17 protein-coding genes and 1 riboswitch are annotated in these 24,627 nt (G+C 41.0%); of the genes, 10 read left to right on the top strand and 7 right to left on the bottom strand.

From position 1 onward, the window contains the following. Positions 1-552: 552 nt before the first annotated feature. From HMPREF1210_RS08040 to HMPREF1210_RS08010, 7 genes are all read left to right on the top strand, one after another. Entirely contained in the window at positions 553-990 is a 438-nt protein-coding gene (locus HMPREF1210_RS08040) for an SMI1/KNR4 family protein (RefSeq protein WP_016428151.1), read from the top strand. A 145-nt stretch (positions 991-1,135) separates the two neighbouring features. After that, positions 1,136-1,417, top strand: coding sequence for a colicin immunity domain-containing protein (locus HMPREF1210_RS08035; RefSeq protein ID WP_016428150.1), 282 nt, complete (start codon positions 1,136-1,138; stop codon positions 1,415-1,417). Between the two features lie 430 nt (positions 1,418-1,847). Beyond that, positions 1,848-2,038, top strand: a riboswitch (cobalamin riboswitch). A 184-nt stretch (positions 2,039-2,222) separates the two neighbouring features. Then, positions 2,223-5,828, top strand: a complete 3,606-nt coding sequence (locus HMPREF1210_RS17310; protein ID WP_016428149.1) for a DUF4430 domain-containing protein — start codon at positions 2,223-2,225, stop codon at positions 5,826-5,828. Positions 5,829-5,970: 142 nt separating this feature from the next. Continuing rightward, positions 5,971-6,840 (top strand): DUF4430 domain-containing protein, encoded by an 870-nt coding sequence (locus tag HMPREF1210_RS17305; protein WP_051123197.1) that lies wholly within the window; start codon positions 5,971-5,973, stop codon positions 6,838-6,840. A gap of 80 nt (positions 6,841-6,920) precedes the next feature. Further along, positions 6,921-7,799 (top strand): energy-coupling factor transporter transmembrane component T, encoded by an 879-nt coding sequence (locus tag HMPREF1210_RS08020; protein ID WP_016428147.1) that lies wholly within the window; start codon positions 6,921-6,923, stop codon positions 7,797-7,799. A gap of 5 nt (positions 7,800-7,804) precedes the next feature. Continuing rightward, positions 7,805-9,460, top strand: coding sequence for an ABC transporter ATP-binding protein (locus HMPREF1210_RS08015; protein ID WP_036659812.1), 1,656 nt, complete (start codon positions 7,805-7,807; stop codon positions 9,458-9,460). Continuing rightward, positions 9,436-10,137 carry an ECF transporter S component gene (locus HMPREF1210_RS08010; protein WP_016428145.1) on the top strand — a complete coding sequence of 234 codons (702 nt, stop codon included), beginning with the start codon at positions 9,436-9,438 and terminating at the stop codon, positions 10,135-10,137. The genes HMPREF1210_RS08015 and HMPREF1210_RS08010 overlap by 25 nt, the downstream gene beginning before the upstream one ends. A gap of 34 nt (positions 10,138-10,171) precedes the next feature. Here HMPREF1210_RS08010 and HMPREF1210_RS08005 read toward each other — a convergent pair whose 3' ends face one another. Beyond that, positions 10,172-10,357 (bottom strand): hypothetical protein, encoded by a 186-nt coding sequence (locus HMPREF1210_RS08005; RefSeq protein WP_016428144.1) that lies wholly within the window; start codon positions 10,355-10,357, stop codon positions 10,172-10,174. A 519-nt stretch (positions 10,358-10,876) separates the two neighbouring features. Between HMPREF1210_RS08005 and HMPREF1210_RS08000 the strand changes: the two genes are divergently transcribed. The 3 genes from HMPREF1210_RS08000 to HMPREF1210_RS07990 all read left to right on the top strand — a co-directional run bounded on the left by HMPREF1210_RS08000 (position 10,877) and on the right by HMPREF1210_RS07990 (position 12,900). Continuing rightward, positions 10,877-11,425 (top strand): hypothetical protein, encoded by a 549-nt coding sequence (locus tag HMPREF1210_RS08000; protein WP_036659453.1) that lies wholly within the window; start codon positions 10,877-10,879, stop codon positions 11,423-11,425. A 303-nt stretch (positions 11,426-11,728) separates the two neighbouring features. Continuing rightward, positions 11,729-12,193, top strand: coding sequence for a DUF3291 domain-containing protein (locus HMPREF1210_RS07995; RefSeq protein ID WP_016428142.1), 465 nt, complete (start codon positions 11,729-11,731; stop codon positions 12,191-12,193). A 281-nt stretch (positions 12,194-12,474) separates the two neighbouring features. Beyond that, positions 12,475-12,900 carry an ester cyclase gene (locus tag HMPREF1210_RS07990; protein WP_016428141.1) on the top strand — a complete coding sequence of 142 codons (426 nt, stop codon included), beginning with the start codon at positions 12,475-12,477 and terminating at the stop codon, positions 12,898-12,900. A 331-nt stretch (positions 12,901-13,231) separates the two neighbouring features. On the opposite strand, the gene pstA is transcribed toward HMPREF1210_RS07990, so the two are convergent. The 6 genes from pstA to HMPREF1210_RS18405 all read right to left on the bottom strand — a co-directional run bounded on the left by pstA (position 13,232) and on the right by HMPREF1210_RS18405 (position 24,333). Then, the gene (pstA, locus tag HMPREF1210_RS07985; protein WP_016428140.1) at positions 13,232-14,131 is read right to left on the bottom strand and encodes a phosphate ABC transporter permease PstA; all 900 of its coding nucleotides are present in this window, start codon (positions 14,129-14,131) and stop codon (positions 13,232-13,234) included. 2 nt (positions 14,132-14,133) lie between these two features. Beyond that, a complete protein-coding gene (pstC, locus tag HMPREF1210_RS07980) occupies positions 14,134-15,063 on the bottom strand; it encodes a phosphate ABC transporter permease subunit PstC (protein WP_016428139.1) in 930 nt (309 codons plus the stop codon). A gap of 77 nt (positions 15,064-15,140) precedes the next feature. Then, positions 15,141-16,001: a phosphate ABC transporter substrate-binding protein gene (locus HMPREF1210_RS07975; RefSeq protein ID WP_016428138.1), complete on the bottom strand. Its 861-nt coding sequence runs from the start codon at positions 15,999-16,001 to the stop codon at positions 15,141-15,143. Further along, positions 15,998-17,788, bottom strand: a complete 1,791-nt coding sequence (locus HMPREF1210_RS07970; RefSeq protein WP_016428137.1) for a stalk domain-containing protein — start codon at positions 17,786-17,788, stop codon at positions 15,998-16,000. Before HMPREF1210_RS07970 ends, HMPREF1210_RS07975 begins: the two co-directional genes overlap by 4 nt. A gap of 378 nt (positions 17,789-18,166) precedes the next feature. After that, positions 18,167-19,978, bottom strand: a complete 1,812-nt coding sequence (locus HMPREF1210_RS18650; protein WP_016428136.1) for an endonuclease — start codon at positions 19,976-19,978, stop codon at positions 18,167-18,169. Between the two features lie 38 nt (positions 19,979-20,016). Next, positions 20,017-24,333 (bottom strand): 5'-nucleotidase C-terminal domain-containing protein, encoded by a 4,317-nt coding sequence (locus HMPREF1210_RS18405; RefSeq protein ID WP_016428135.1) that lies wholly within the window; start codon positions 24,331-24,333, stop codon positions 20,017-20,019. Between the last annotated feature and the right edge of the window lie 294 nt (positions 24,334-24,627).

Here is a 24,627-nt window from a genome sequence, read left to right as displayed (position 1 = left end):
GAAATAATCATCAACTAATCTTGTTAGTTCGTAACTAAATAGATTCATAGGCACAATCTCCTTTTTATTATCTCCTTCTAAATAGTCCCTAAATCCTATTATGAGACATTCTCGTATTAATTAAAAGGAATATTATATAGTCAAAACTATTAGATAAGTTATGGAAACATCTATTGAGAGAGAGAAAGGATGGATTATTTTTATGACCATGTACAAAATTCGTAATAGAGATACACAACAGATTTTTTCGGTAACTAATGGCTGGATCAACGAATTCTAAATAGGTGGTATTTTTAATAATCAGAAGACGGCACAGCTGTTGCAATAGGTTTCCTCATTTTACTGCTCGAATTGTGGGTATGTGTTAGGCTTATATGTTGAGAATCCTCAAAATCTTGGAAAGTGATTTTAAAGTAACGGGTGCATTAGTTAAAGTTCATCGGGCTGTTTAAACAGCCCTTTTTTTTATAGAACTAACGGGACAGGTTAGTTGAACAAGGACATGCATTATAAAATTTGGATATTTCATAAAACTAACAGGGAGGTTATTTAATGAAAGATGTAATAGGACTAATACATACAAGGAAAATAGGCGTTGATGAATCAGACATAAAGGCAACAGAAAATAAGTTAGATGCAGTCTTCCCAGAACAATATAAGGAACTTTTCAAGTTAATCAATAATGCAGAAATAGGTGAATGGACACTTTATCCTATCAAAGACCATAGAAATTCAAGAAAGACTTGGGATGATGTTGTTAGACAAAACAACGAAGTCAGAGAAGAAGATATGTCGAAAGACCTTATTTCAATCGGTGAAGATGGTTCGGGAGATAAATTATGTTTTAAAGTAAATAACGGAAGAATGGAGAATGAGATTTATATTTGGTATCACGAAGATGTAGAACTTGAAGAATATGCCCTTAATTTGAAAGAATTTATTATTTTAATATCAGAAGAAGAGGCCGAGGATGACTTTGAGGACGAATAAATCTTATTCAACTAACGAAGTGCTTTACTTCAATAAGGAGTGAACCTTTTTTCTTATTGAACTAAAGGGGCAGTTTAGTACAATAATAAAGCAAGTAAAGCAGTAGAGAGAAGAAAATTAAAAGTTACTTATTGTGAGGGGAAAAATGGACGTAAACAAATACAAAAAATTGATGGTGGATTTTTTAGAAGAGAAGATGTCAGCAGATGAATTTCAAACACAATATTTTAAAGTGTTTAAAGGATCGGATGATATAATGGGCAAACCCTTATTTGAAATTCTGAATGGGGTATTTGAATCAGCAGATTGTTACTGGCATGAGTGTCTTCCTGGACAAGAGACTCCATTCGAAATATCAGAACAACAACTAAGAAAAGAAATAAATGAAGCATTAATTAAATTAAATAACCTGTTAAATAGTCGTTAGAGCTTATTCAACTAACGGGTGCTTTAGTTGAAGATCCTCGTGCTGCTTAGGCAGCTTTTTCTTATTGAACAAACGAGGCAGGTTAGTTCAATAAGAGGATTAATTTACCAAATGAATAAGAAGCATTTTGAACTAATGGTACTACCAACGCATAGCAGGATATTTTAGGAAAAGAACATTTGATTGTTGAAATCATTGACTCAGATGAAGTAGGTGGGCTAAAGGTCTATTTATCGAAAAGTTATATATTGGAATTATTCCCAGACACTTCAGAAGAGGATGATGAGTCCTGGAGACTTTTTAATCGTAGGAGCGATAACCCCCACTTTATCTCTATATAAAAAATCATCCGTTTTTTGTAGGCAAACTTTACCAATTCAATTATTGTAATTCTATTTCCATTAAACTATAATGAAAGCGATTTAATAATTGAATAGTTATATATTTTGGTTCTTTACTTGCGGGTAAAGATTAAAAAGGAACCAGGTTAAAATCCTGGACGGTCCGGCCACTGTAATTGAGGGAGTGACTTCCATGAGCCACTAGTTGAAAAACTGGGAAGGCGGAAGAAACGTACCAACCTCATAAGTCAGGAGACTTGCCTAAATATAGATGTAGAATACCTTCCGGGAAAAGGTTGCATTGTGGATCATTGAATTTCTTTTTGAATTTGTGAGAATACAAAGGCTCTTACCTTTCTTCCGGGGGTAAGCGCTTTTTTTGTTTGATTTCGAAAAAGGGAGGATTTCACGGAACCGCAACAACACGTTAATCAAAAATTCTATGAGAAATGGAGAATCATCACTTGACTACCTACACACAGAAATTGCGACGCCTTCTTCCTGCATTATTGGCATTGATTATGCTCGGGTCCTTGATTTCACCGATCCAGGCAGGAGCCATAGGGGAAAGCGGAAATGCTTCGCTGCCTCAGGAGACGAGAGGCCAGCTTGCCGAAGGGCAAATTAATACACAAACGCAGTCGACACAAACCGACCGTAGCGCCGAGATAAGAGCAAAAGTGGAACAAGCAATCGAGAAAACGAAAAACTACTACATACAGAACCCCCCTGACTATTCCAAAGGGACTTCACATAGCAATTATTGGCTGATGTCCGCTTTATGGGGTGCAGGGACGGACTTGGAAAACGACGTTCCATGGAAAGAAAATGCTTCCCCATGGAATCCAGCGTCTTATTGGACCGTCGGCAAGGAAAAGGTGACTACTTCCTCGAACGAGGATGCAGGAATTGTTATCGGTTCCATCGTTTTGGGCAAAAACCCATATAAATTCGGGACACGGGACATTGTGCATGATTTAGTTGCGAAGCAGAAAGAGAACGGATCTTTCTTTACTATTTGGGGAGAGCCTTGGGCAATGGTCGCGCTTGATCTGATGGAAGCGGAGTATGACCAGGATAAACATATCCAATATATATTGAGTAAGCAAAATGCCACGACAGGATACTTTGGCGATTCCGATGTGACAGGGTGGATACTGATCGCCCTAGCCCCACATTTGGACCGGCCGGATGTGAAAGCCGCTGTCGACAAGGCGGTCCAAGGGATACATGACAACCGGAACAAAGCCACGGGCGAAGTCATGGGGCAGATGTTCGGGGAAAACTCCAATAGCGTCGCGCCTATCATCAATGGCTTGGCGGCGGTAGGCGAGGACCTCTTCTCGGAAAAGTGGACCATGGAAACGACGCAGCTCGGATCGGTCAACCTGATTGAACGATTTGTGGACCGCTATCAAATGGCTGATGGCAGATTTACTTGGCAGGAGAACACTTTGGGCTCCTGGCAGTTGGCAACCGAGCAAGGATTGCTTGCCATCTCTGATGCCGTTGCAGGAAAGTCGACTTTCGTGCGGCTGAAAGACTACAAGGAGCAAGAACTGGACAAGCAAACGAATGTCTCGGTAAGAGTGGAAGGAATCAACGATACGCTACTCATGAATAAAGATGTCCAAGTGGAGACATTCATGGAAGCCGCCGATGCTTTCGATGCGACGGAGCAGGCGCTTGCCGAAGCAAGCATCCCGTTTGAAGGATCGAGTTCCTATATTGCCAAAATAGGGCCAGAGGAACAAGCGACGTTCGGGGCCTGGGATGGCTGGCAGTATATAGTGAATGATGACTATCCGGGTGTGTCTGTCGGAGAGTACCCGATTGAAGACGGAGATGAAATCGTCTGGTTTTACGGGAACGTGGGGGACATTTACCAAGATATCGATATAGCCGATGAAGTGGAGGAATTGACCCTCCGCCCAAACATTTCAATTGCGCCGAAATTACTTGAAGGCGATGAAATTGAAGTTACGGTGACGGCAGAATACAATGTGTACAACCGTTCCTGGGAACTGGAAAAAGAGAACGAGGTAGCGAAGATCAAGGACGCGGCCATCCACTTCAATGGGGAGACATTCAGAACGGATGCCAACGGAGTCGCACGCATACCTGGTGAAAAAGCAAGGGTCGGGACGTATGAGCTGAAGGTCACGAAAGACATTAACGGTAGTTATCCAAGGCTCCTGCGCCAATCAAGTAAGATCATCATTGAGGAAGACCCCGACAGCGGTGCCATCCCGTCGGACAAAACGGTCACACTGTCCGTCGAGAAGCGCACAATAGGTCTGGGAGATATCATCGTGCCTATGGAAGTGGCACTGCAAAATGGTGATACTGCGTTCACATTATTGAAAAGAGTGGCCGACCAAAAAGGGGTATCCATTGATTATATTGGATCCGGGGCTGGGCTTTACGTTCAGGCGATAGAAAATCTTGGGGAGTTTGACCATGGTTCACAAAGTGGTTGGATGTATTCGGTCAACGGAACCTTCCCGGAATACAGTGCAGGGAACTATGTGTTGAAAGACGGAGATGTTCTCCGCTGGCAATATACGAAGGATCTTGGGCATGATCTAGGACAAGGAAATATTCCGGATAACGGAGGGGGCGGCAGTCCCGGAAACGGCAATAGCAATGGAAACAACCAGATCGAGATACAAAAATCAATTGCCAATGCAGCAAAATGGATCGAAAAAACCCGTGATTTCACTAATTATGATCATTTCATCGATTGGGATGTACTTGGTTTGGCGAGGGCGGCTCAAAAAGTTCCAGCTTCTTACTACGCTGCGTTCGAGAGCTATGTAAAGGCGGAAAAAGGAGAGTTCAGGAAAGTCACCGACTATGAGCGGATGGCGTTGGCCATCACCTCGATCGGGAAAAATCCGAGAAATATCGCGGGATATGACTTCATTGAAAAAATCTACAACAATGAACGCATGACGATGCAAGGGACAAACGGTGTCATTTTCGCTTTGCTTGCCTTGGACTCAAAAAATTACGAAGTTCCTGCGAATGCGGTATGGACGAAAGCAAAGCTGGTGGATTGGCTGCTTGCGGAACAGAACGGCGATGGTGGCTTTCCGCTGACGGATGGAGCTGCAAGTGATATCGACATGACTGCCATGGCGCTGCAAGCTCTAGCGAAATACCAGCAAACGAAAGAAGCAAAGGATGCAACGAATAAAGGATTGGATTGGCTGTCCAAGCAACAACTGGCTGAAGGTGGATTCCAGTCGGCAGGATCAGTCAACAGTGAAAGCGTTTCGCAAGTAATCATTGCGCTGTCAAGTCTTGGGATTGACTTGGAAGACAATCGCTTCAAGAAAGAGAAAGGCGATTTGCTTTCGGCACTTCAAACCTTTGTCAATATGGACGGGGGGATTTCCCATACGAAAGGCGCGGAAAGCAACTACATGGCCACCCAGCAAGGGATGATGGCTTTGGTCGCCTATGACCGTCTCAAAACTGGCAAAACCGGCCTGTATGATATGGGAGACGTAAAGGCATCGGCCCCGAATCTTTCATTCCCGGATGTCAAGAAAGGATCTTTTGGGGAAAAAGAAATACAGGAGCTTGCTGAAAAAGGTGTAATTGCTGGCTTCTTGGATGGGACGTTCAAGCCAAACCTAGAATTGAACCGAGGGGAAGCGGCGATTTTATTTGCCAGAGCACTGGATTTGAAAGCTCCGGAGTCGCCGGCAGGATTCAAGGATGTAGCCAAATCTAGCGTATTCTATGAAGCCGCACATGCTGCGAAAGCGGCAGGCATTTTCAGAGGTCAGGGGATCGGGGAAACTTTCGGTGCTGGTGAAAAACTGAATCGTGAACAAATGGCTTCCGTGCTTGTCAGAGCTTTTGGATTGAAAGCCACAAATGAAAAAGTGAAATTGGCTGATCTGGACAGTGTGTCGGATGCACATCGGAAAGATGCAGAAATTTTATATCAAAATGGTATCACGCTTGGGAATGGGAACGGAAATTTCGATCCTAAAGGGTCTGTCTCCCGCGCGCATTTTGCCGTGTTCCTTTCCCGTTCACTGAACAACAAGAAATAAACAGTGTCGCGTTCATTTTATCAAGTGTTCACATTAAATATCGTATTTCAAGGACGGTCCAGCATTCCTCCACTAAGGTGCTGGATTGTCTGCAATATGGAGGACATTCAATTCAAAGAATGTAAGTAAAGGGGGACTATCGTTGAGGAACCATGTGAAGTTCTTCGGAAATTTGGCCGCCGCTTTTGTATTGGTTCTTTTGCTGGGCGCATGCGGATCGTCACTGCAGAAACCGACAGGGCTGGAAAAACCGCAGAGCAGCCAGGAAACGGATGCAAGCGAGGAGCTGACGGAACAGGAACCCGTAGAAGAGAACGAGGGCATCTCTGAAGAATCAATAACGGATTCCCGCAAGGAAGAGCAAGAAAAAGCAGGAGAAACCAAGGTACGGGTGGAAAATGAGCAGGAAAAAACGGTTGCGTCGGCAAAGAAAGAAGTGCAGCAGCCTACTCATGCAAAGGAGCAGGCTAAAAAGCAGCCAGGACAAGCCGAAAATCATACGTCAGGGCCTTTAGGGGAAGATGGCAAGCAACCTTCAAACGCCACTGCCGGCAATCTCCCAAAAACGGCAGCACCCGTACAGGTCCCTTCCAAGCCACCGGCACCGCCTGTGGAAAGCCCCGCTGAAAAAGAAAAGGAACCTGAAGAGCAAGCATCCACAATCGTCTTCTCAATCGTCATCTCGTCAAGTGAGGTCCCTCTGACTCCTGTAAAAATGGAATTCAAGGAAGGGGATACCGTACTGGACGCATTGATCCAAATCACGAAAAAACATAAAATCCAAATGGATTACCGTGGCGGGAAAGGCGCCAGTGCTTACGTGGAAGGTATCGCCAATGTCTATGAATTTGATCGTGGACAGGGGAGCGGCTGGATGTACCGTGTAAATGGGGTATTTCCGGATCGTGGGGCAGGCACGGTCCCGTTAATGGTGGATGATCATGTCGAATGGCTCTATACGACCAGTCTTGGGGAGGACCTGAAAGCCGACCTGAAACCTTTTCGCCGTTAATTCAGCCAAGCGAAAACCGGCCAGTGCAATGCGGCCGGTTTTCTGCATGAGAAACGTTAAATGAAAGAAGGTGTACAAATATGGAAAGTGGCTTTCGCAGCTGCCACCCATTCGTGGTTTTCTTCTATTATTTATGTGTCGGCTTTCTCGCCATGTATTTCAATCATCCAGCATTTCTGCTTGTGGCGTGCTTGCTGCTGTTTGGGGCCAATCTTGCCCATGGCGGCGGCAAAGCGCTCAGGAAATGGATTCCATCACTCGTCTGGATGAGCGTTGCCATTATTGTCTTGAATCCATTGTTGAATTCGAGGGGTACGCACATTTTCTTCTACTTTCGAGGGAAGCAGGTTACCCTGGAAGCCACGATGTACGGTGTCGTAATGGCGCAGTCGATTGTCATGATCCTGCTGATGTTCATTTCATTCAACATCATTTTGAACGGCAATAAATTTCTGTTCGTTTTTTCTTCATTCTTGCCAAGAACCGCCTTTTTGACCATGCTGGCCATCCGTTTCGTCCCCCTTTTGAAAAGAAGGCTGGATGAAATAAGCGACGTGCAGCGCATCAAAGGGACGACAGCCTCGACAGGAACCGTATGGGAGCGAGTGGGAAATGGGATGACCATGCTGCAGATTTTGTTGACATGGTCCTTGCAAGAATCATTGGACACGGCGGATTCAATGAAGGCGAGGGGATACGGGACGGGCAAGCGGAATCCTTATATTCCCTACAGAATGAACAAACGGGATAAGGGGTGGCTCGTGACAATGACTGCTCTTTTTGCGCTATGTGTAACAGGCGGGATGCTTGGGTACGGCAAAATCATTATCTATCCAGCTCTGGGGACATTGCACCTTTATTTCCTGGATTGGGTCCTGCTTATTTGTATGATGTTATTGGTATCATTTCCATTGCTCGTTGAAGGGAGAGAACAATTGAAGTGGAAATTTTCCGTATAGAAGAAATGACATTCGGCTTTCCCGACATGGAATGGAAAGCGCTGAAGGATATCCATTTAAGTGTGAGGGAAGGGGAATTTGTAGTGCTATGCGGCCCGAGCGGCTGCGGCAAGACGACATTGCTGCGTCTTTTGAAAAAAGAGCTTGCCCCTGCAGGCAGGAGGAAAGGGGAAATCTATTACGAAGGAAAGCGTTTGGAGGACTGGGAAGAAAGGTTATTGATTGAACAAATTGGCCTTGTTTTTCAAGATCCCGACAATCAAATCGTCATGGATGAAGTGATGCAGGAAATTGTGTTCGGCTTGGAAAATCTGGGCTACTCGAATTTCGAAATGCGCAAAAGGGTTGCAGAGATGGTCCATTTTTTTGGAGTGGAAGGATTGCTGAGATTGAAGCCATCGGAACTATCCGGTGGCCAGAAGCAGATGCTGAATTTGCTTTCCGTTCTGTTATTGAAGCCCAAGGTGCTGCTACTGGATGAACCGACTTCCCAGCTTGATCCGATTGCGGCCAAAGAGTTGATTCTCATTCTGGAAAGGTTGAACAAGGAAATGGGCATGACGGTCATTCTTGTCGAACATCGGTTGGAAGAACTGTTCGGGGTTGCGGATCGGGTACTTATGATGGAGGACGGGAAAATCGTTTATGATGGAAACAGCAAAGCGGTCATCACCGAACTATATGCGCGGGGAGACGAACGATTCATCCCTTACGTACCTTCAATATCTAGGCTTTATATGGAAAAAGAAGTTTGGCCAAGACTGGATGGCATACCATTGAACGTGAAGGAAAGCAAAGAGTGGATCCGAACACTGCCGGTATATCCTGCACTTGAAGTTGCGGATGCCGATGCCACTAAGGGAACTGGGAGGCAGCGGGTACTGGAAATGAAGGATGTATATTTCCAATACGAGAAAAAAGGATCGATGATCTTGAAAAGTCTTTCGCTGGATATTTTCAAAGGGGAATTCTTTGCATTGGTCGGAGGGAACGGTTCAGGAAAATCCACTGTTATGAAGGCGTGCATTGGAAGCATCAAGCCGAAACGGGGAACAGTATGCTATGAAGGAATGGAAGTAAGTAAGCTGAAGGGCAGGAAACTGTATGAAAGAATGGCCTACCTTCCCCAAAATCCACGGACCTATTTCGTCCATGATACCATTGTGAAGGAATTGGAAGAAGCGGTCGTGCGACACGATGTGAAAAACGGCACTGCCAAAATGGAGGAATTGATGAAGGCATTCAATATCACACATCTGCGGGATCGCCATCCGTATGATTGCTCAGGCGGAGAAATACAAAGGGCGGCACTTGCCTGCATGCTGATTGGCTCTCCTGATATCCTGTTCATCGATGAACCGACAAAAGGGCTGGATCCCATCTCGAAAAAGCGCTTTTCCGAAGTGCTCTATAGGCTCCATCGTGAAGGATTGACCATCATGATGGTGACGCATGACATCGAGTTCGCTGCCCGGAATGCACAAAGATGCGCTATCATGTTTGATGGGGAAATAACGGTTGCCGGCACGGCGGATCAATTATTCAAAGGGAATTACTTCTACACCACGGCAATCAACCGGGCGACAAGGTCAAGCAATGTATATGAAGCACTTACGTTAGAGGAGGCGATCGAAACATGGCCCGCTCCCACATTTACTTGATGGCCGCTTCTTTTATTGTGCTCACCATGCTCATTGTTTCCATCGTTTATTTCGATTACAATGCCTATCTGCTGCTGAGCCTTGCGATTATCGCGTGTACCATGCTCCCCTTCTTTTCCCGTTTTGAATTCAGGGAATTGGCAGGGCGGGAAATCGTCATTTTGGCGATGCTCGCGGCCATTGCGGCGGTTAGCCGCGTTCCTTTTGCGGGCCTGCCCAGTGTCCAGCCCACCTCATTCGTCATCATGATGGCCGGTCTTGTTTTCGGGGCGGAATCGGGCTTCATCGTAGGGGCTGTCGCAGCGGTCGTTTCCAACATCTTCTTGGGACAAGGACCTTGGACTCCATGGCAAATGTATGCGTGGGGAATGCTTGGGATGAGTGCCGGTCTGTTGCGTAACGTTTGGTGGATGAAGAAAATGTGGGGTAAGTGCATCTTCGGGTTCCTTTGGGGATATTTATTCGGTTGGTTCATGAACATGTGGATCATTGTAAGCAACATGGAGATTTTGACAAGGGAATTTTTTGTCGGTGTCTATGTCTCCAGCATCTATTTCGATTTGGCGCATGGATTATCGAATGTATTTTTCATTTTAGTTTTCGGGGCAAGCTGGACGAAAATCTTGGAACGCTTCAAGAGAAAATACAGTCTGCTAAGTGTGAAAGGCTATGTGTAAGTGAATACATTCTTCTTTGATGCATTTTCGTGGTTCATTCAAACTTGTATTTTTCTTTAATCAAATCTTTTATTAATTCTTTATTACGAGTTTTAAAGACCTCATTGTGAGATGAAATCATCCCCAGACTAGCAGCATCCGGTTGGATGTATTGCTTAACTTTGTTAATGGTGTTGGCTGCGTCTTGAAATGTACCTGCAATCAAATTAAATGCAGTCATGTTTCAATAAATCGCCTACTGCAACGACTCCTGGAATCGATGCTTCACTGGTGATGCAGCTTGCTATAAAGCAGCCATCAGCCAATTCCGACTGGACGGGACTACTTTTTCCAAAGATTAATGAAGACTCCTAAATTTAATATGTGATAAATTGCTTTTTTCATATTCAACTAACGGGCGCTTTAGTTGAATAACCGACAGCCTTACAAGGCGGTTTTTTCTTATGGCCTAGATTTAATCGTGTAACTATACTTAGGTGTCGTATAGGTTACTGAACTTAGATTATTGAACGAGTTCTTGAACATTAATAAAAGAATTAACCTCACAAAACACTGTAAATATAGGGTGTTCATTAACTCCTGATTTACTGAACAAAACCCTTCGGTTCAGTGATTGAATCGGTCTTTATAAGATCTTTGAAAACGTTACTAAATGGCGAATTATTTGGTAATTCATTTACAAGGGAGTTTATCTGTGGTAATATAACTAAATATTCCCAAGATTAAAGGAGATTGAATGATGAAAAAACTATTATTGCTTATTGCTTCACTTTCTTTAGTGCTTGCAGCTTGTACTGAAGACAAAGAAGACAAAGAAGAGAAAAAAGTTACAACGACTGTAGGAACTAAATCTGAAGAAACTGCATCTGAAGAAAAAGCGAACCCTGCTGGAGATATGATGAAGTTTTACTTATCAATCTCTCAATCTATTAATGCTGTAGATGCAGATCTAAATGCTTTTGAAAATGTAGATGTAGAAGCACCTCCAGAAGCTGCTGAGCTAAAAAAAATGCGGGATGCTGCAAAAACAGCTGCTGCAAATACTGCGGTTAAAGTAGAAGAATTAGAAGTTCCTGCTGAATTAAAAGATCACCAAGAAACAATTGACTCAGCATTAAACAAAATGCAAGAAGCTTATACAATGAAAGCAGACGCATTAGCTGCAGAAGGTGACGTTGTATTAGATGAGGCAAATGCTAAATTTGAAGAGGCTGAAGCTGAATTAAATGAGGTACTTAAAGAAGTTGGCTTAGCAGAATCAAGCATTGCCAGCGAAGTAGCACAATAAGAAAAAATCGTCCGATAGAACGGACGATTTTTTTATTTAACATTATGTCAGTTGGTATATATACAAATGTGAAGCCAGCTGCCTTTAAAGGGCAGCTTTTCTTATGGAGTAATGAAATCGAATACTTCCCAATCCGGGTGTTATGTCTACTAGGAGTGCATGCAGCACACTCGTTCAGCGATAGAATAGATATGTTACAGATCGTATTTCTTCTTCAACTAACGAGGCAGGTTAGCTGAAGAAGGAATTTTCACATTTTTACTTGAATATATCTAGGAAAAGACTATAGATGGAGGGCTGTTTATGGCATTAGTTTCAATCTATACTGTTGGTAGGCTAAACCACCACAATGACCACCCTGCCTCTCGTGAATTTTTTCAAGTGGGAAATGAAGTATATCGTCAGGCAACTAAGTCAGGACTTATTGAGGCGTTTTCACCTGAAGGAGTCCCTTTCCCTGAAGAAACCGTAAAGGGAATTGGTTCTCCTATTCTTACACTAACAGTATGGAGAAGCCTTCAATCCTTATATCGCTTTACCTATTCAGGACAGCATATGCAAGCATTACGAGATAGAAGCAGATGGATCGAGCCGTATCCAAAGAAACACCTTTCTTATGTAGTTTGGTGGACAGAAAAGGTTAATGATGTCTCATGGGAGGAGGCATTCAAGAGATACAACTATTATATTCAGCATGGTCCCACTCCTTTTGCATTTGATTTTAAGCATGCATTTGATGAAAAAGGGGAGATGTTCTTGATTAAGTAGCAGGGGGGACCCTTTATTAATTGGGAAATTATCCATTTAAATTAATGGTGAAGTTAAGGAGTAATACACCTTCCTGTGACATTTTTCTCGCCATTTTTATTTATTCTGGAGGGAATTGTGAAGTATTACACTTAAACTATCGGGTGCGTTAGTAGAAGATCAATGAGCTGCATAGACGGCTCTTTTTTCTTGTTAAACTAACGCACTCGCTAGTTTAATAGTTAGAATAAAATCACCTATGATATTATTAGTTTTGAATTTATTAACAAGGGGGTTTTTAAATGACACCAGAACAAATTGTTAGAGAATTTTTTGAAGAAGTACGTTCAGGTAATAATCCTGATTACTCAAATCAATTAATGGCAGAACAAGTATTGGCACATCAAATTGTATCTGAAGTAGAACAAACAGTTTTGAGGACACCTAAAGATTATGCTGAACACGTAAGAGAAATGATTGAAGCATATGGTAATTTTTCTTTAGAAATTCAAGAATTTTTAGTACAAGGAAATAAAGTATATGTACGTTGGAAACAAGTAGGTAAACACGTAGGAGAAATCGATGGTTTTCCCCCAACGGGTCTGCCAGTAATTGAAATTGCGAGTGCTGTATATAAAATAGAAAATGAAAAAATTGCAGAGTATTGGATTCAGATTGATAGGTCAGGTATTCAAAAACAATTAGAAAGTAATAAAAATATTAAGTAGTTTATTTTCCGAACTATTTTTTTAAAAAAAGTGCTACACAAGATTTGTTAATAAACTCTTGTTAAACTAACGCAGCAGGTTAGCGTAAGAAGGATGTTAGGAAGAATTAGAGAAACTTAAATTTTTAAGATTAGTCTTGATAAGATGTTTGCGGTAACATTTGCAGCATTAATCGTGTCATTTCTGTCATTTACCCCGAAACAAATAACCCATCCTTTAGTTAGACGCAAAAGATGGGTTACTTCTTCATAAGTGAAGTTGTCATCCATAGTAAGAAGAACCAGCTGCCTTAAGAGGGAGCTTTTTTTATGGAGTAATGAGGTGTTACTGCCTATTTCATACGACTTCTCATTTTGTAATCTCTCAACCAGAGTGGAAATCTCATCGTTAAACTAATTATTAAGACGATTAACACTAGAACCGCTGCAGACATGTCTGCAATATCTGCAGCATCTTCTACAATCGCGCTTGATTGAAGATACCAAAGATGGACAGGTAAGGTCCCACCTTGCGAAAGCAAGTTAAAGTCCCACATATTCCCCGATGTCCCCGTTCCACCAACAAGTAAAATAACAGCAGATTCACCGAAAGCACGGCAGGTGGCCAAGCTTAATCCAGTTAATATCCCACCCATGGCCACAGGAACGACTACATTGACAATCGACTTTGATTTGGTTGATCCTAACGCATAGGATGCTTCTCTTAACTCGGCTGGAACAGCTTGAAGCGACACCTCTGTTACTCGTGTAATAACAGGTAAATTAAGCAACGATAAGGCAACACCAGCTCCTAAAATGGTTAAACCTATATTAAAGATATCTACAAATACAACATAGCCAAATAATCCAAATACAATCGAAGGTACGGTTGCTAAACTCTCAACACATGTTCGTATAAATTCAGTTAATCGATTATTTGGCGCGTACTCTGATAGATAAATCCCTGAACCAACACCAATTGGAATCGAAATGACCAATGAAATAAATAAGACGTAAAAGGAGTTAATCAGAAACGGCCCAACACCTCCTCCAGCTAAAATTTCATCTGGTAATCCAAAGAAAAAGTGAGGAGTCAATTTTGGTAAACCCTTTGAAAGAATAAATAGAAGTAACGCAGCGATGAGAAAAAGAACGATCACTGTTAATATCCATAAGCTAATTGTCAGTATACGATCAACAAGGTATCTTGATTTTTTATTTTTTATCAGTTCGTTTGAAATACCACTTCTCATACTTATACCCCTTTTGGACGAAGTTTGCGGATTAGGACAATCATAAGTGACGAGATAATTAATAAAATGAAAGCCATCATGTACAAGGCATTACTCCATGTTGATTCAAATTCAACATCAATGATTTGGTTAACGATATTACTGGTAAGTACAGCGGTTGGTGTGACCAAATCAGTTGGTAGTTGTGCTGTATTCCCTATCACCATAACAACAGCCATCGTTTCACCAATGGCCCGAGCCATCCCTAAAATGATTGCAGTAAATATCCCCGATTTTGCTGCTGGCAAAACAATCCCAAACACTGTTTGAAATCTTGTGCTCCCCATAGCATAACTCGCTTCTCTTAGCTCCCGAGGAACAGCAGTGATCGCATCATCACTAATTCTTGAAATCGTAGGTAATACCATAATCGTCAAAACAATCGCTGCAGCTAACAAACCATCTCCTAACAGACTTCCAGTCACTTGTCTTAAAAACGGCAAAAGAATGGTCAAACCTAAGTAGCCATAGACAATAGACGGAATCCCCACGAGTAAATCCAAAACAGGCCGAATTATACGTTTTAGTGATTCTGGTGCGATTTCAACCGTGAATATTGCTAGTCCTATGGAAATCGGTGCAGCAAACAACAGGGTTAATGCGGTCAAAGAAAGTGTACCTATGATAAAGACGGCAGCACCATACTTTTCTTCATAAGGCTCCCAAGTCGTAGAAAAGAGAAATTCAGTCAGAGAAACATCATTAAAGACTAAAAATCCTGTCCGCCCGATAAAAAGAACAAGAGCGAAAAGAACAAGTCCCATGAAAAGTGCGCTAGTAAAACAGAAGACTTGAAATAATCGATTATTAAAGTAGTTAAGTTTCATTTTCTTCATTTGATTTTTTGCAAATGAAACATTTACAGTGGGTAGTGGATGTGCGATCTTTGCCATAAAAATCCTCCAAACTAATTTAAAGCCAGCTCTGATTAGAGCTGGCTTTCTATGTTTATGGTAAACATAGATTTAACTTAATTCATTGCACTAATAGGAATAAACTTTAGTTTCTTTAAAGAACCATTTTGGAATTTACTGCTTTGAATGAACTTAATAAATGCAGCTTCAGCACCTTTAGGAGTGCCTTTTGTCAATAAGTATCCATAACCCCAAATTTTATAGTTACCATTCACAACGTTTGTCGTAGTTGCAGATACACCGTTGAAGCTAAGAGCCTTAATATCACCTTTTACATAAGCTAAATCTGTATAACCGATAGCATTTGGATTTGCTCCGACATTTTTAACCATATCTCCATTACTGCTAACTTCTTTATAATTTTCACCTTTTGACATAAAATCATTTCCAGCTAAAGCCTTCATTTGATAGTTAACACGTGTACCAGAACCATGTTTACGATTTACTACAACGATTTCTGAATCGTCTCCACCAACTTGCTTCCAGTTTTTAATTTTCCCTGAAAAAATATCTTGAAGCTGTTTTGTTGATAAATTTTTTACCGGATTTGATTTGTGAGTGATTGTTGCAAATGGAATAACTGCAATTTTGTGAGCTTTTAAACTATCAAATGCGCTGAATCCAGGAACAGCTTTGGTTGCATCCCAGTCAGCTGCGCCTATTGTTGCTGAACCTTTCATAACAGATTGAGGACCAGCAATTGAAGAAGAACCTGATACCGAAATAGAAACTTTAGGATTAGCTTTTTTAAATTCTTTTGCAGCTTGTTGTGTTAAAGGTAATAAAGCAGAAGAACCTGCAACGACGATTTTCCCACTTGTTGCTGCCTGAGCTGTTGTTGTTATTCCACCAAAAGTTAAACCCACTGATGCGACAACCACTAGTGCCGCTGCTGTAAATCGTTTCAAGATATTCATTTGTTATTCGCTCCTTTATTTTTCGTTAATGCTTCAAATTGACCGTTTTTCCATACAACCACAATTTCGCCGTCTTCACCCGGTGTAGTCGCAACAAGTGACTTACCGTCAGGAGAAGTTGTGAATGATGTTAATTGAAGGTTAGTTTGAGCTAATTTTCTTAACCCTTTTGTATCTGTATTTACTTCGTAAAGTGTGCTCATGCTGTTTTCTTCAGCAACTAGAATCACTAGTTTTCCTTGTGGTGTTACCAGAGATGAAATAATGTCTTTGTTCTTAACAAGTACAGTCGTTTCATCCACTCCATATAAAATCTTTAACTCTGGAAGCTCTTCACTATCTGTCTTAGCACTTAAATACACGATGCCCGCATTTTTTAGGAACATAGAGAAAACTTTATTATCATTCGTCGTGGTCAATTGATCTGCTTTCACTTCTTTGCTCTCAAGGTCTATAGAGTAAATCTGAGGCTCAGTGCCAGTTAAATCGATAGAGTCCACATCTGTTTTGTCATCATCTGTATATTTTGTCGTTCCTTCTTTACCCACTACATACAGAACTTTTTTTCCATCAAAAGATAAATGTAAATCCGACTTGTAGGTCAGCTTATCTTCAAAAACTTTTGTAACCTTACCATCAGTAATTGTCATATATGAAATTTTTTCGTTTTTATCTCCTTGAAGGAAGTAAACCTTTGTTCCATCAGATGACCAAACAAATTCAACTTTAAGTGAGTCATCTTCTGCATTTACAACAGTATCCATTTTCGTTTCAAAGTCGACTAAATGCATAAATCCTGTTTCGTCCGAATAAACAGCTTTTTTGCCATTGGGTGAAACAATTAAATCTGTTGCATTAATTGTCCAGCTTGCTTTTTTAGTTTGGGTGTCTAATAGCACTGAACGATCATTATTAGTAACTAACAGTGTTTTTTCATTAATGAATTGTGGCGCAAACGTATCTCCACTTACTAAACCAGAAGTTGCAACAAATAAACTGCTATTTAACTTTTGAACATCACCTCCAAATGCAGTAACAATATCGTTCAGATCAGCGTAAACAATGCCTTTCACGTGGACAGGACTTGCTACTAACTTCATGGATGTTCCATTATTTTGTAATACCTTGCTTAATAATTTAAATTTCAAAGTTTTACCTTGCTTAGAAAGAGTGATTTCATTATTCTTTCCGATTGTTGTGGTTGCAGAAAATAATTTTGAGATATCTTGAACAGAATAAAGCTGTTTGCCGTTTACAGTGAACGTATTCACTTGTTTTCCGGTACCGTCTACCATTAATTTGGAAGATCCAAGTTTAAAACTACCATTTACAGAGATTAATAGGTTTTTATCTGTTAATATATCTCCACCTAATGCTTTAACGAGGGGTGTTGCTTGGACAAATAATGTTTTTTGTTCTAGCTTTGCTGGAATCCCTAACTTACTTTTTTTACCATTCACTACATAAACATTGGAGTTTTGAGTTAACTGGATTGTTTTTTTGTTTTTCCCGATTCCTTTTGTAATCGTATATGTTTTTGTTTTTTGATTGTAAGTGATGGAAGCAGACATCATTTTAGCCAATTCTTGTACGGAGTGAAGCTTAATCTTGTTGATCTCAATAAATGAAACTGATTTTTCCATACCCTCAACTAAGACCATTTCTTTTTTTACAGTCATATTTTGTTGCACGACTGCAGCATGTGCTTCATTAATTGCTACGGGAGCAAATAAACTACCCGATAAAACAGCGGATACAATAAATAAACTAGTTACTTGGCGCTTCATTCTTTCTTCCTCCTCTTTTATAGTTCAAATAAAATAAATAAAAACCAGTAAATACCTCTCCTCCCAGTCTAATTACTCACTACTAAAGTCATTGTAGACTGGTTATATTAAGCTGGTGTGATTTTTTGTGTGAAAATTGTAAAAATATCATACGGATTTTATTAAGAATTACAGTAGCAATAGATTGTAAAAAGAATTGTTCCAATATAAAAACGGAACAATCCTTGGGAAAATTTAATATGTGAAATGAGTTTCTTCTATGTAAATAGGCAGCATGTCCAATACGACAGAGAGGGAGGGAGGGAGGGGGTAAGAATTTTGAGTCTTACATTGCAAAAAAAGCCCCTTCATCATGATGATGAAGGGGAGGAGGCTTGTTTATGATGCTTCTTCCAATTCGTTTGGATTAGCTGCATTCCAAATTGATTCTACCCATTGTGGGTTATCGATGAAAGGATTGCGGTTTCCTTGGATGCTGTAAATGACATTGTTGCGGTTCGCTTCGAATGCATCAACAGGATCCTGGTTGTGCCATTGTAGCAATATGGACAGTTTACCATGGTATGGTGCTGAACCATTGTTTAAATTGTTGTTCAGTTCTAAATCCACTTTATCTCCTTTTTCATAGCGTGTTGCCATGTAGAAGAGCATGCGAGCAACGTCGCCTTTGACGCTATCAGGTGGCTCGAATGAACTGCCTGTTTTTAAACAACCATTACAGCCACTTACTGGACTTCCGCCGTTATCGAAGTCAAGGTTTCCTCGGGAGCTGTTAACTTGAACGTTGGTTGGTCGCAAGTGATGGATATCAGTACCTGGGCCGTTGCTTGTGCCGAAGTTGCCATGTGATTTTGCCCAAACGTGTTCCCGGTTCCAGTTAGTTGTGTTCCCGCCGTTATTGCTTTTCGGGCTTGATACTTTTGAGTAGAACAAGATGACGTTGTTCGGGTTGTTCGGATCCTCGTCTGTTTCGCGGAGAGCTGCCCAAACCGCGTCATATGATAGGACTTTGTGATTTTTTATGATATCGTGTAAAGCTGTTTTTAGCGTTTGACCTTGTTTACCTTCTGCATCTTTGTAATAATCACCAGCGGTAGGTGGGATTTCAGTATCTGATACAGTTACTGAGAAGCTTCCTGTTACTTCGAATTCGCCATCAGTTGCTGTAACTCCGACAATATACGAGCCTTCAGCTAGTGATAATGTCAATACGCCATCTGTAATTGTACCAAGTGTAGACGTGTAGGTTAACTCATCGTTATCCACATCTGTGAAATGTTCAGCTAGGTTTATGGTGATGGTTTCACCTGTTTTCACTGATTTGTTCGTGAATGTATTTGCCAGGATTGGTGAATGGTTTGCATTCGGATCTGCAGGGTAGTCAATTACCTCGCCTTTTACGTTCGTATATGCGATTGTTTCAGGATTAGCACCGTTAATGAAAGTTAGGGCTTGAATGTTTTCAGCGCCACGGATTTCCTTGACGTTCGGTCCATCCACCACAACTTTGGAAGCAATATTACCTTTGAAATCAAAAATTGCTTCTGCAGATACTGGATTAAGTGTCAGTTTGTTCGACGAGAATCCTTGTCCATGAAATTCACCATATGCTCCTATTACAAAGAGGCCTTCTGTGATTTTCGAAGAACTGTCCATCGTAACGGAAATACTTGGGTCATCGATAGTGATTTTATTCGTTTGTATATTTGTGAAATTGAATGTTTTTTCTGGTGTAATCGGTGTTACCTCAATTGGTTCTTCAATGTTTGAAAATGCAATAGCTGAAGGGTTTTTCAAACCAGGCTTTGTAAAGTACGCTGTCAGGTCACCTGAAATGTCAACTTGTTTTCCGATAAGTGAAGGGTTTGAGTTTAATCCCCAATCACTTCGGAAACTAGAAGTTACAGCTACGAAAAGCATGTTATTTACATTTGTCTCGTCTGCACGATCTGCAATAGCGAAGTTGAAATCGTCAGGCAGATTAGTTTTGGAGACATTTGTGGCACTGTTAATATGTCCGATAATATAGCCGCGAACGGTTGCTTTACCGCTGTTGTTGGCAATGGCATCTGACACTGTCTTAACTTCTTCGGCTTTTGCCACTTGTAATGTGTAAGGTATGACCATACTGAGTAATAAGATGAAAACCAGTCCAAGGAGACTAGTCTTTTTACGTTTTAAGTAAGTCATTAAGTACGCTCCAGTCTATTTGAATTTTTTCTGGGTGCTTAGAAAATGATGTCGCCATCCACTTGAATGCCATCAAGGCTAACATTGTTTAAATCTAGTCCAGAAAGGTCCATATTGCCTTCAACTTGAATGTTCAAGAATGACAAGTTAGTTGAAGAAGTTCCTTTGAGCACCAGGTCGCCTGTAATTGTTGCATGTTGAAGTAATTGAGCGTTTTCCATGGTTACAATAACATCGCCAATAAATGTTTTTGGTGTCTCAGCAGATCCAGAAAATTCTTCCGGAGTAACTTCAAATGGTCCAGTCGGTTCAACAGGAGCTTTAGCATCGTCCAAAATACGTTCTTCAATTTGTGGATTTACAGTACCTAATTTTTGAACATAGTCTCGTAAATTTTCCCAATCTGATAAACCTAAATCTGTAACACGACCTTGGTCGTAAGCATTTTTGAAAATTGTAAAGCCGTCTCCACCTTTTGCAGTGAATGCGTTCGTCGCAATTACATAATCAGATGTTAAATTGATATCCGAGAAAGAGCCATCTGTGTTTTTGACTTTCATCGAAGTAACACGATTTCCAGCTGCTAGGCGGCTGTCGTAAGTAAATTTCATACCAGAAATATGCAAGAATCCACCGTTTTCGCCTGGTGCTAGACTGACGCTTTGTTCAAGTGCCATTTTGATTTCCGCACCTGACAGTGTCATGGTTGCAAGCGTATTACCGAATGGAAGGGTAGTCAACACTTCGCCAACTGTGATTGGTCCTGCGTCTATTGGATTTCGAATTCCTCCGCCGTTTTGCATTGCAATCACAACTTTGGAGTTATATTCTTTCGCTTTATCAAGCATGCCGTCAGTGATTAGATTTCCAAGTTTTGTTTCATTTGCCCGGACACTCTCCATACTAGTAGGTCCAAGGCGTGGGTTCGCTAGTTCTTCAAGTGCAGTAGCGCCTGTCGGTTCATTTTTAATTGTGGCAACTTCATCAGCGTAAGGTTGAAGCAATTCTTTTGCTTGCGCATCTTCCGCTTTGCCAGCAGTTGCGATCAATTGTCCATTGTGCGCAGTAATGATACCTGATTTATCAAAAGTCACATCCAGCGTGCCTAAGAAGTCACCATATTGGTAGGCTTGTACGATGATTGTTAAGTCCTTTGCCACACCATTTTCGTCTACTGCCACTTCGACAGGAGCTTTTAATTGTGTATGACTATGGCCACCGACTATTACATCAATGCCATCTACATGCTTCGCTAATAATTGATCGTTATCGAAGGCAGGATTATCATCAAAACCTAAGTGGGTAATTGCCACGATTTTGTTTACGCCTTGGCTTTCCAGTTCTTCTACTGCTTCATTTGCAGAAGTGATGTAATTTTTGAACGTCACATCATTGGCACTTGAAATTTGAACTGTTTCTTCCGTTGTCAAACCAAAGAATCCAACTCGCTGACCATTAATATTCTTAATAATCGTGTTGTACATTTTACCGCCGACCGGATCAATACCAGTCGAATCGTTGAACAAATCTTTTAAGTTTGCATCTGCCGAAAAGTCCACGTTACTTGAGACAATCGGGAATTCTGCGTCTTTAATAAAATTAGCCAGTGCTTGATGGCCATCAGGTGATGAGCCAAGATCGAATTCGTGATTTCCAAGAGTCATGAAATCATATTGGGCCAAATTCATAAAAGCAAGGTCCGCTTGTCCCTGGAACTTGTTGAAATATAATGTTCCAGAGAAGACATCCCCAGCGTCAAGTAACAATGCATCAGGTTTTGCTGCACGAACTTCTTTAATGGCGGTTAAGCGTTTTGCAGCATTGTCTAAACGAGCGTGAGTATCATTGGTGTGCATCAATGACAACGTAAAAGGACCTGGAATAACTACTGATGCTGTGTTTACGATACGACCTTCAATTTGAGGGTCGACTGTGCCTAAGTTTTTAACGTAGTCACGAAGGTTCTCCCAGTCAGCAGCGCCAAGGTCGGTTACGCGGCCTGCTTCATATGCATTCTTGAAAACTGTGTAGCCGTCTCCGCCTTTAGCTGTAAATGCGTTTGTCGCGATTACATAGTTGCTTGCTGGAACAATATCTGAGAATGAACCGTCAGTATTTTCAACTTTCATTGAAGTAACACGGCTACCGACTGCAAGTGTGCTGTCGTAAGTAAATTTCATACCAGAAATATGCAAGAATCCACCGCTTTCTTTCGGTGATTGGCTAACACTGTGCTCTAAAGCTGTTTTGATTTCAGTACCAGAAAGGTTCATTGTTGCCAATGTGTTACCGAATGGCAAAGTTGTTAATACTTCACCGACTGTAATTGGACCAGAGTTGATAGGAGCGCGAATACCGCCACCATTTTGCATTGATATGACCACGTTTGGATTGAATTGTTTTGCTTTCCAAAGCATACCGTCTGCAATCAAGTTACCTAATTTAGTTTCGTTTGAACGAACACTTGGACCGGTATCACTTGATCGTGGGTTGTCTAAAGCTGAAACAGCTGTAGCTCCAGTTTCTTCGAGTTTAATTGTTGCGATTTGATCAGCATAAGGTTGCAGCAAAGCTTTCGCTTCAGCATCTTCAGTTTTTGAAGAGATCGTGATTAATCCACCTGTTTTACCTGTTACAATTCCGTTTTTGTCAAACGTTACATCCAGTGTTCCAAGGAATTCACTGTATTGGTAGGCTTGTACGATAATTGTCGGGCTCTTCGCTACACCATATTCATCCAAGTTTACTTGAACTGGTGCATCCAATTTTGTATGGCTGTGACCGCCTACGATTACGTCAATTCCATCAACATATTTCGCAAGAAGTAGATCATTGTCGAATGCAGGATTGTCATCATAGCCAAGGTGAGTGATTGCGATGATTTTGTTTACACCTTGACGTGTCAACTCATCTACAGCTGAGTTTGCAGATGTAATGTAATTTTTAAATTTCACATCTTTTGCAATTGAAATTTCAGCCGTTTCTTCTGTTGTTAATCCGAAGAATCCAATACGTTCTCCATTTACATTTTTAATAACTGTGTTATACATTTTGCCGCCTGTAGGATTAATTCCAACGCCGCTATTTTTTAAATCTTTTAAGTTAGCATCTGCTGAGAAATCAACGTTACTGCTGACAATTGGGAATTCAGCATCTTTGATGAAATCAGCAAGCGCTTTGTGACCTTCTGGAGTAGAACCAAGATCGAACTCATGGTTACCTAATGTCATCATGTCGTATTTAGCTAAATTCATGAAATCTAAGTCTGCTTTTCCCTGGAACTTATTGAAATATAAAGTTCCCGAGAAAACATCCCCAGCATCAAGTAATAGAGCGTTTGGCTTCGCAGCGCGCACTTCTTTTATTGCCGTGATGCGTTTTGCCACATTATCCAAATTTGCATGTGTATCGTTTGTATGCATTAGTGATAGTGTGAAAGGATTTGGATTACCGGGTGTTATTGGTGGTGTAACCACTACTGGTGCCGCAACAGTAACTGTTAACACTAAGTTAGTTGCTTTGTTTCCAGCTTTATCTTCCGCACTATATGTTATCGTGTACGTACCTGAGTTAGCTGTGTTAATCGTGCTGATTTCAGCACCTTCACTGTTACGAATTGTTGTTTTAACGGGAACGCTAGCATCTTTGTTATCAGTAGCTGTAACAACTGGAACAGCAAATTGGCCATTGTGTGCAACATTTATAGATGTAGCTCCTGTGTAAGTGAAAGTAGGTGCTACTTTGTCAGTTGTTTGGTTCATGTCTTTACCACGATATAGGAACATAGCCATTTCGCCACGAGTCACCGCTAAGTTTGAACCAAATGTAGTGTCTGTTTTCCCTTCAGTCAAACCAGCTTTTAATAGTGCGTTTACATATGAATCCCAGCGATTATTTACATCTGTAAATGTGTTGTTAACCCCCGTGCCATCTAACTTGTATGCAATTGCTAAAACTTTAGCCATTTCGCCACGAGTGATTTTAGCATCTGGATCGAAAGATGTTTTCGTTTTCCCATTAATTATTCCAGCTGCAAATAGAGCGTTAACTGAACCTTCAACTCGTACATTTAAATCTGTGAAAGTAGATTTTGGTGCGGTGGCCACATTAAGACCGATTGCTTTAGCAATCATGATTGCCGCATCTCCACGTTTTAATGAATCGTTTGTTCCAAATGTTGATTCGCTATACCCTTGTGAGATACTTTCGGTTGTTACGTAATTGACTGCTGCTTTAAGTGTACTTGGTACGTCACTGTATGCTGCAGAAGCGGCAATCGGAAGTGTAGATGCGACTAAAGCTGCTGTGGCTGCTGTAGCAACGAACTTTTGATACCTTTTAACATGAATAGACATTCGTCAATCCCCCGTTTGGTTATTTTTGTTTAGAAATATATGAATATTCCATCACATTATCATTTTAACACTACTATTATCATAATAGCTAACTAAAGATACAAGACTATTAACCTATTAAAAGGGTAATTCATTCGAAAGTTTACAAAATTTACTTCTTAACAATGTTGAAACAACTAAGTTTCACGTGCAATTAAGACTACTTTTTGAAATTTGAGTAAATATGTAATTTTTTCGTAAAGCTAATAGAATCGGTTTTCTCTATGAATAAGTTAAAAAATCAGGAAATTCCGC

It is taken from the genome of Paenisporosarcina sp. HGH0030 (assembly GCF_000411295.1).
Lineage (GTDB): Bacteria > Bacillota > Bacilli > Bacillales_A > Planococcaceae > Paenisporosarcina.
The sequence above is the reverse complement of the archived record's forward strand: the minus strand, read 5'-3'. Positions and strand labels throughout refer to the sequence as shown.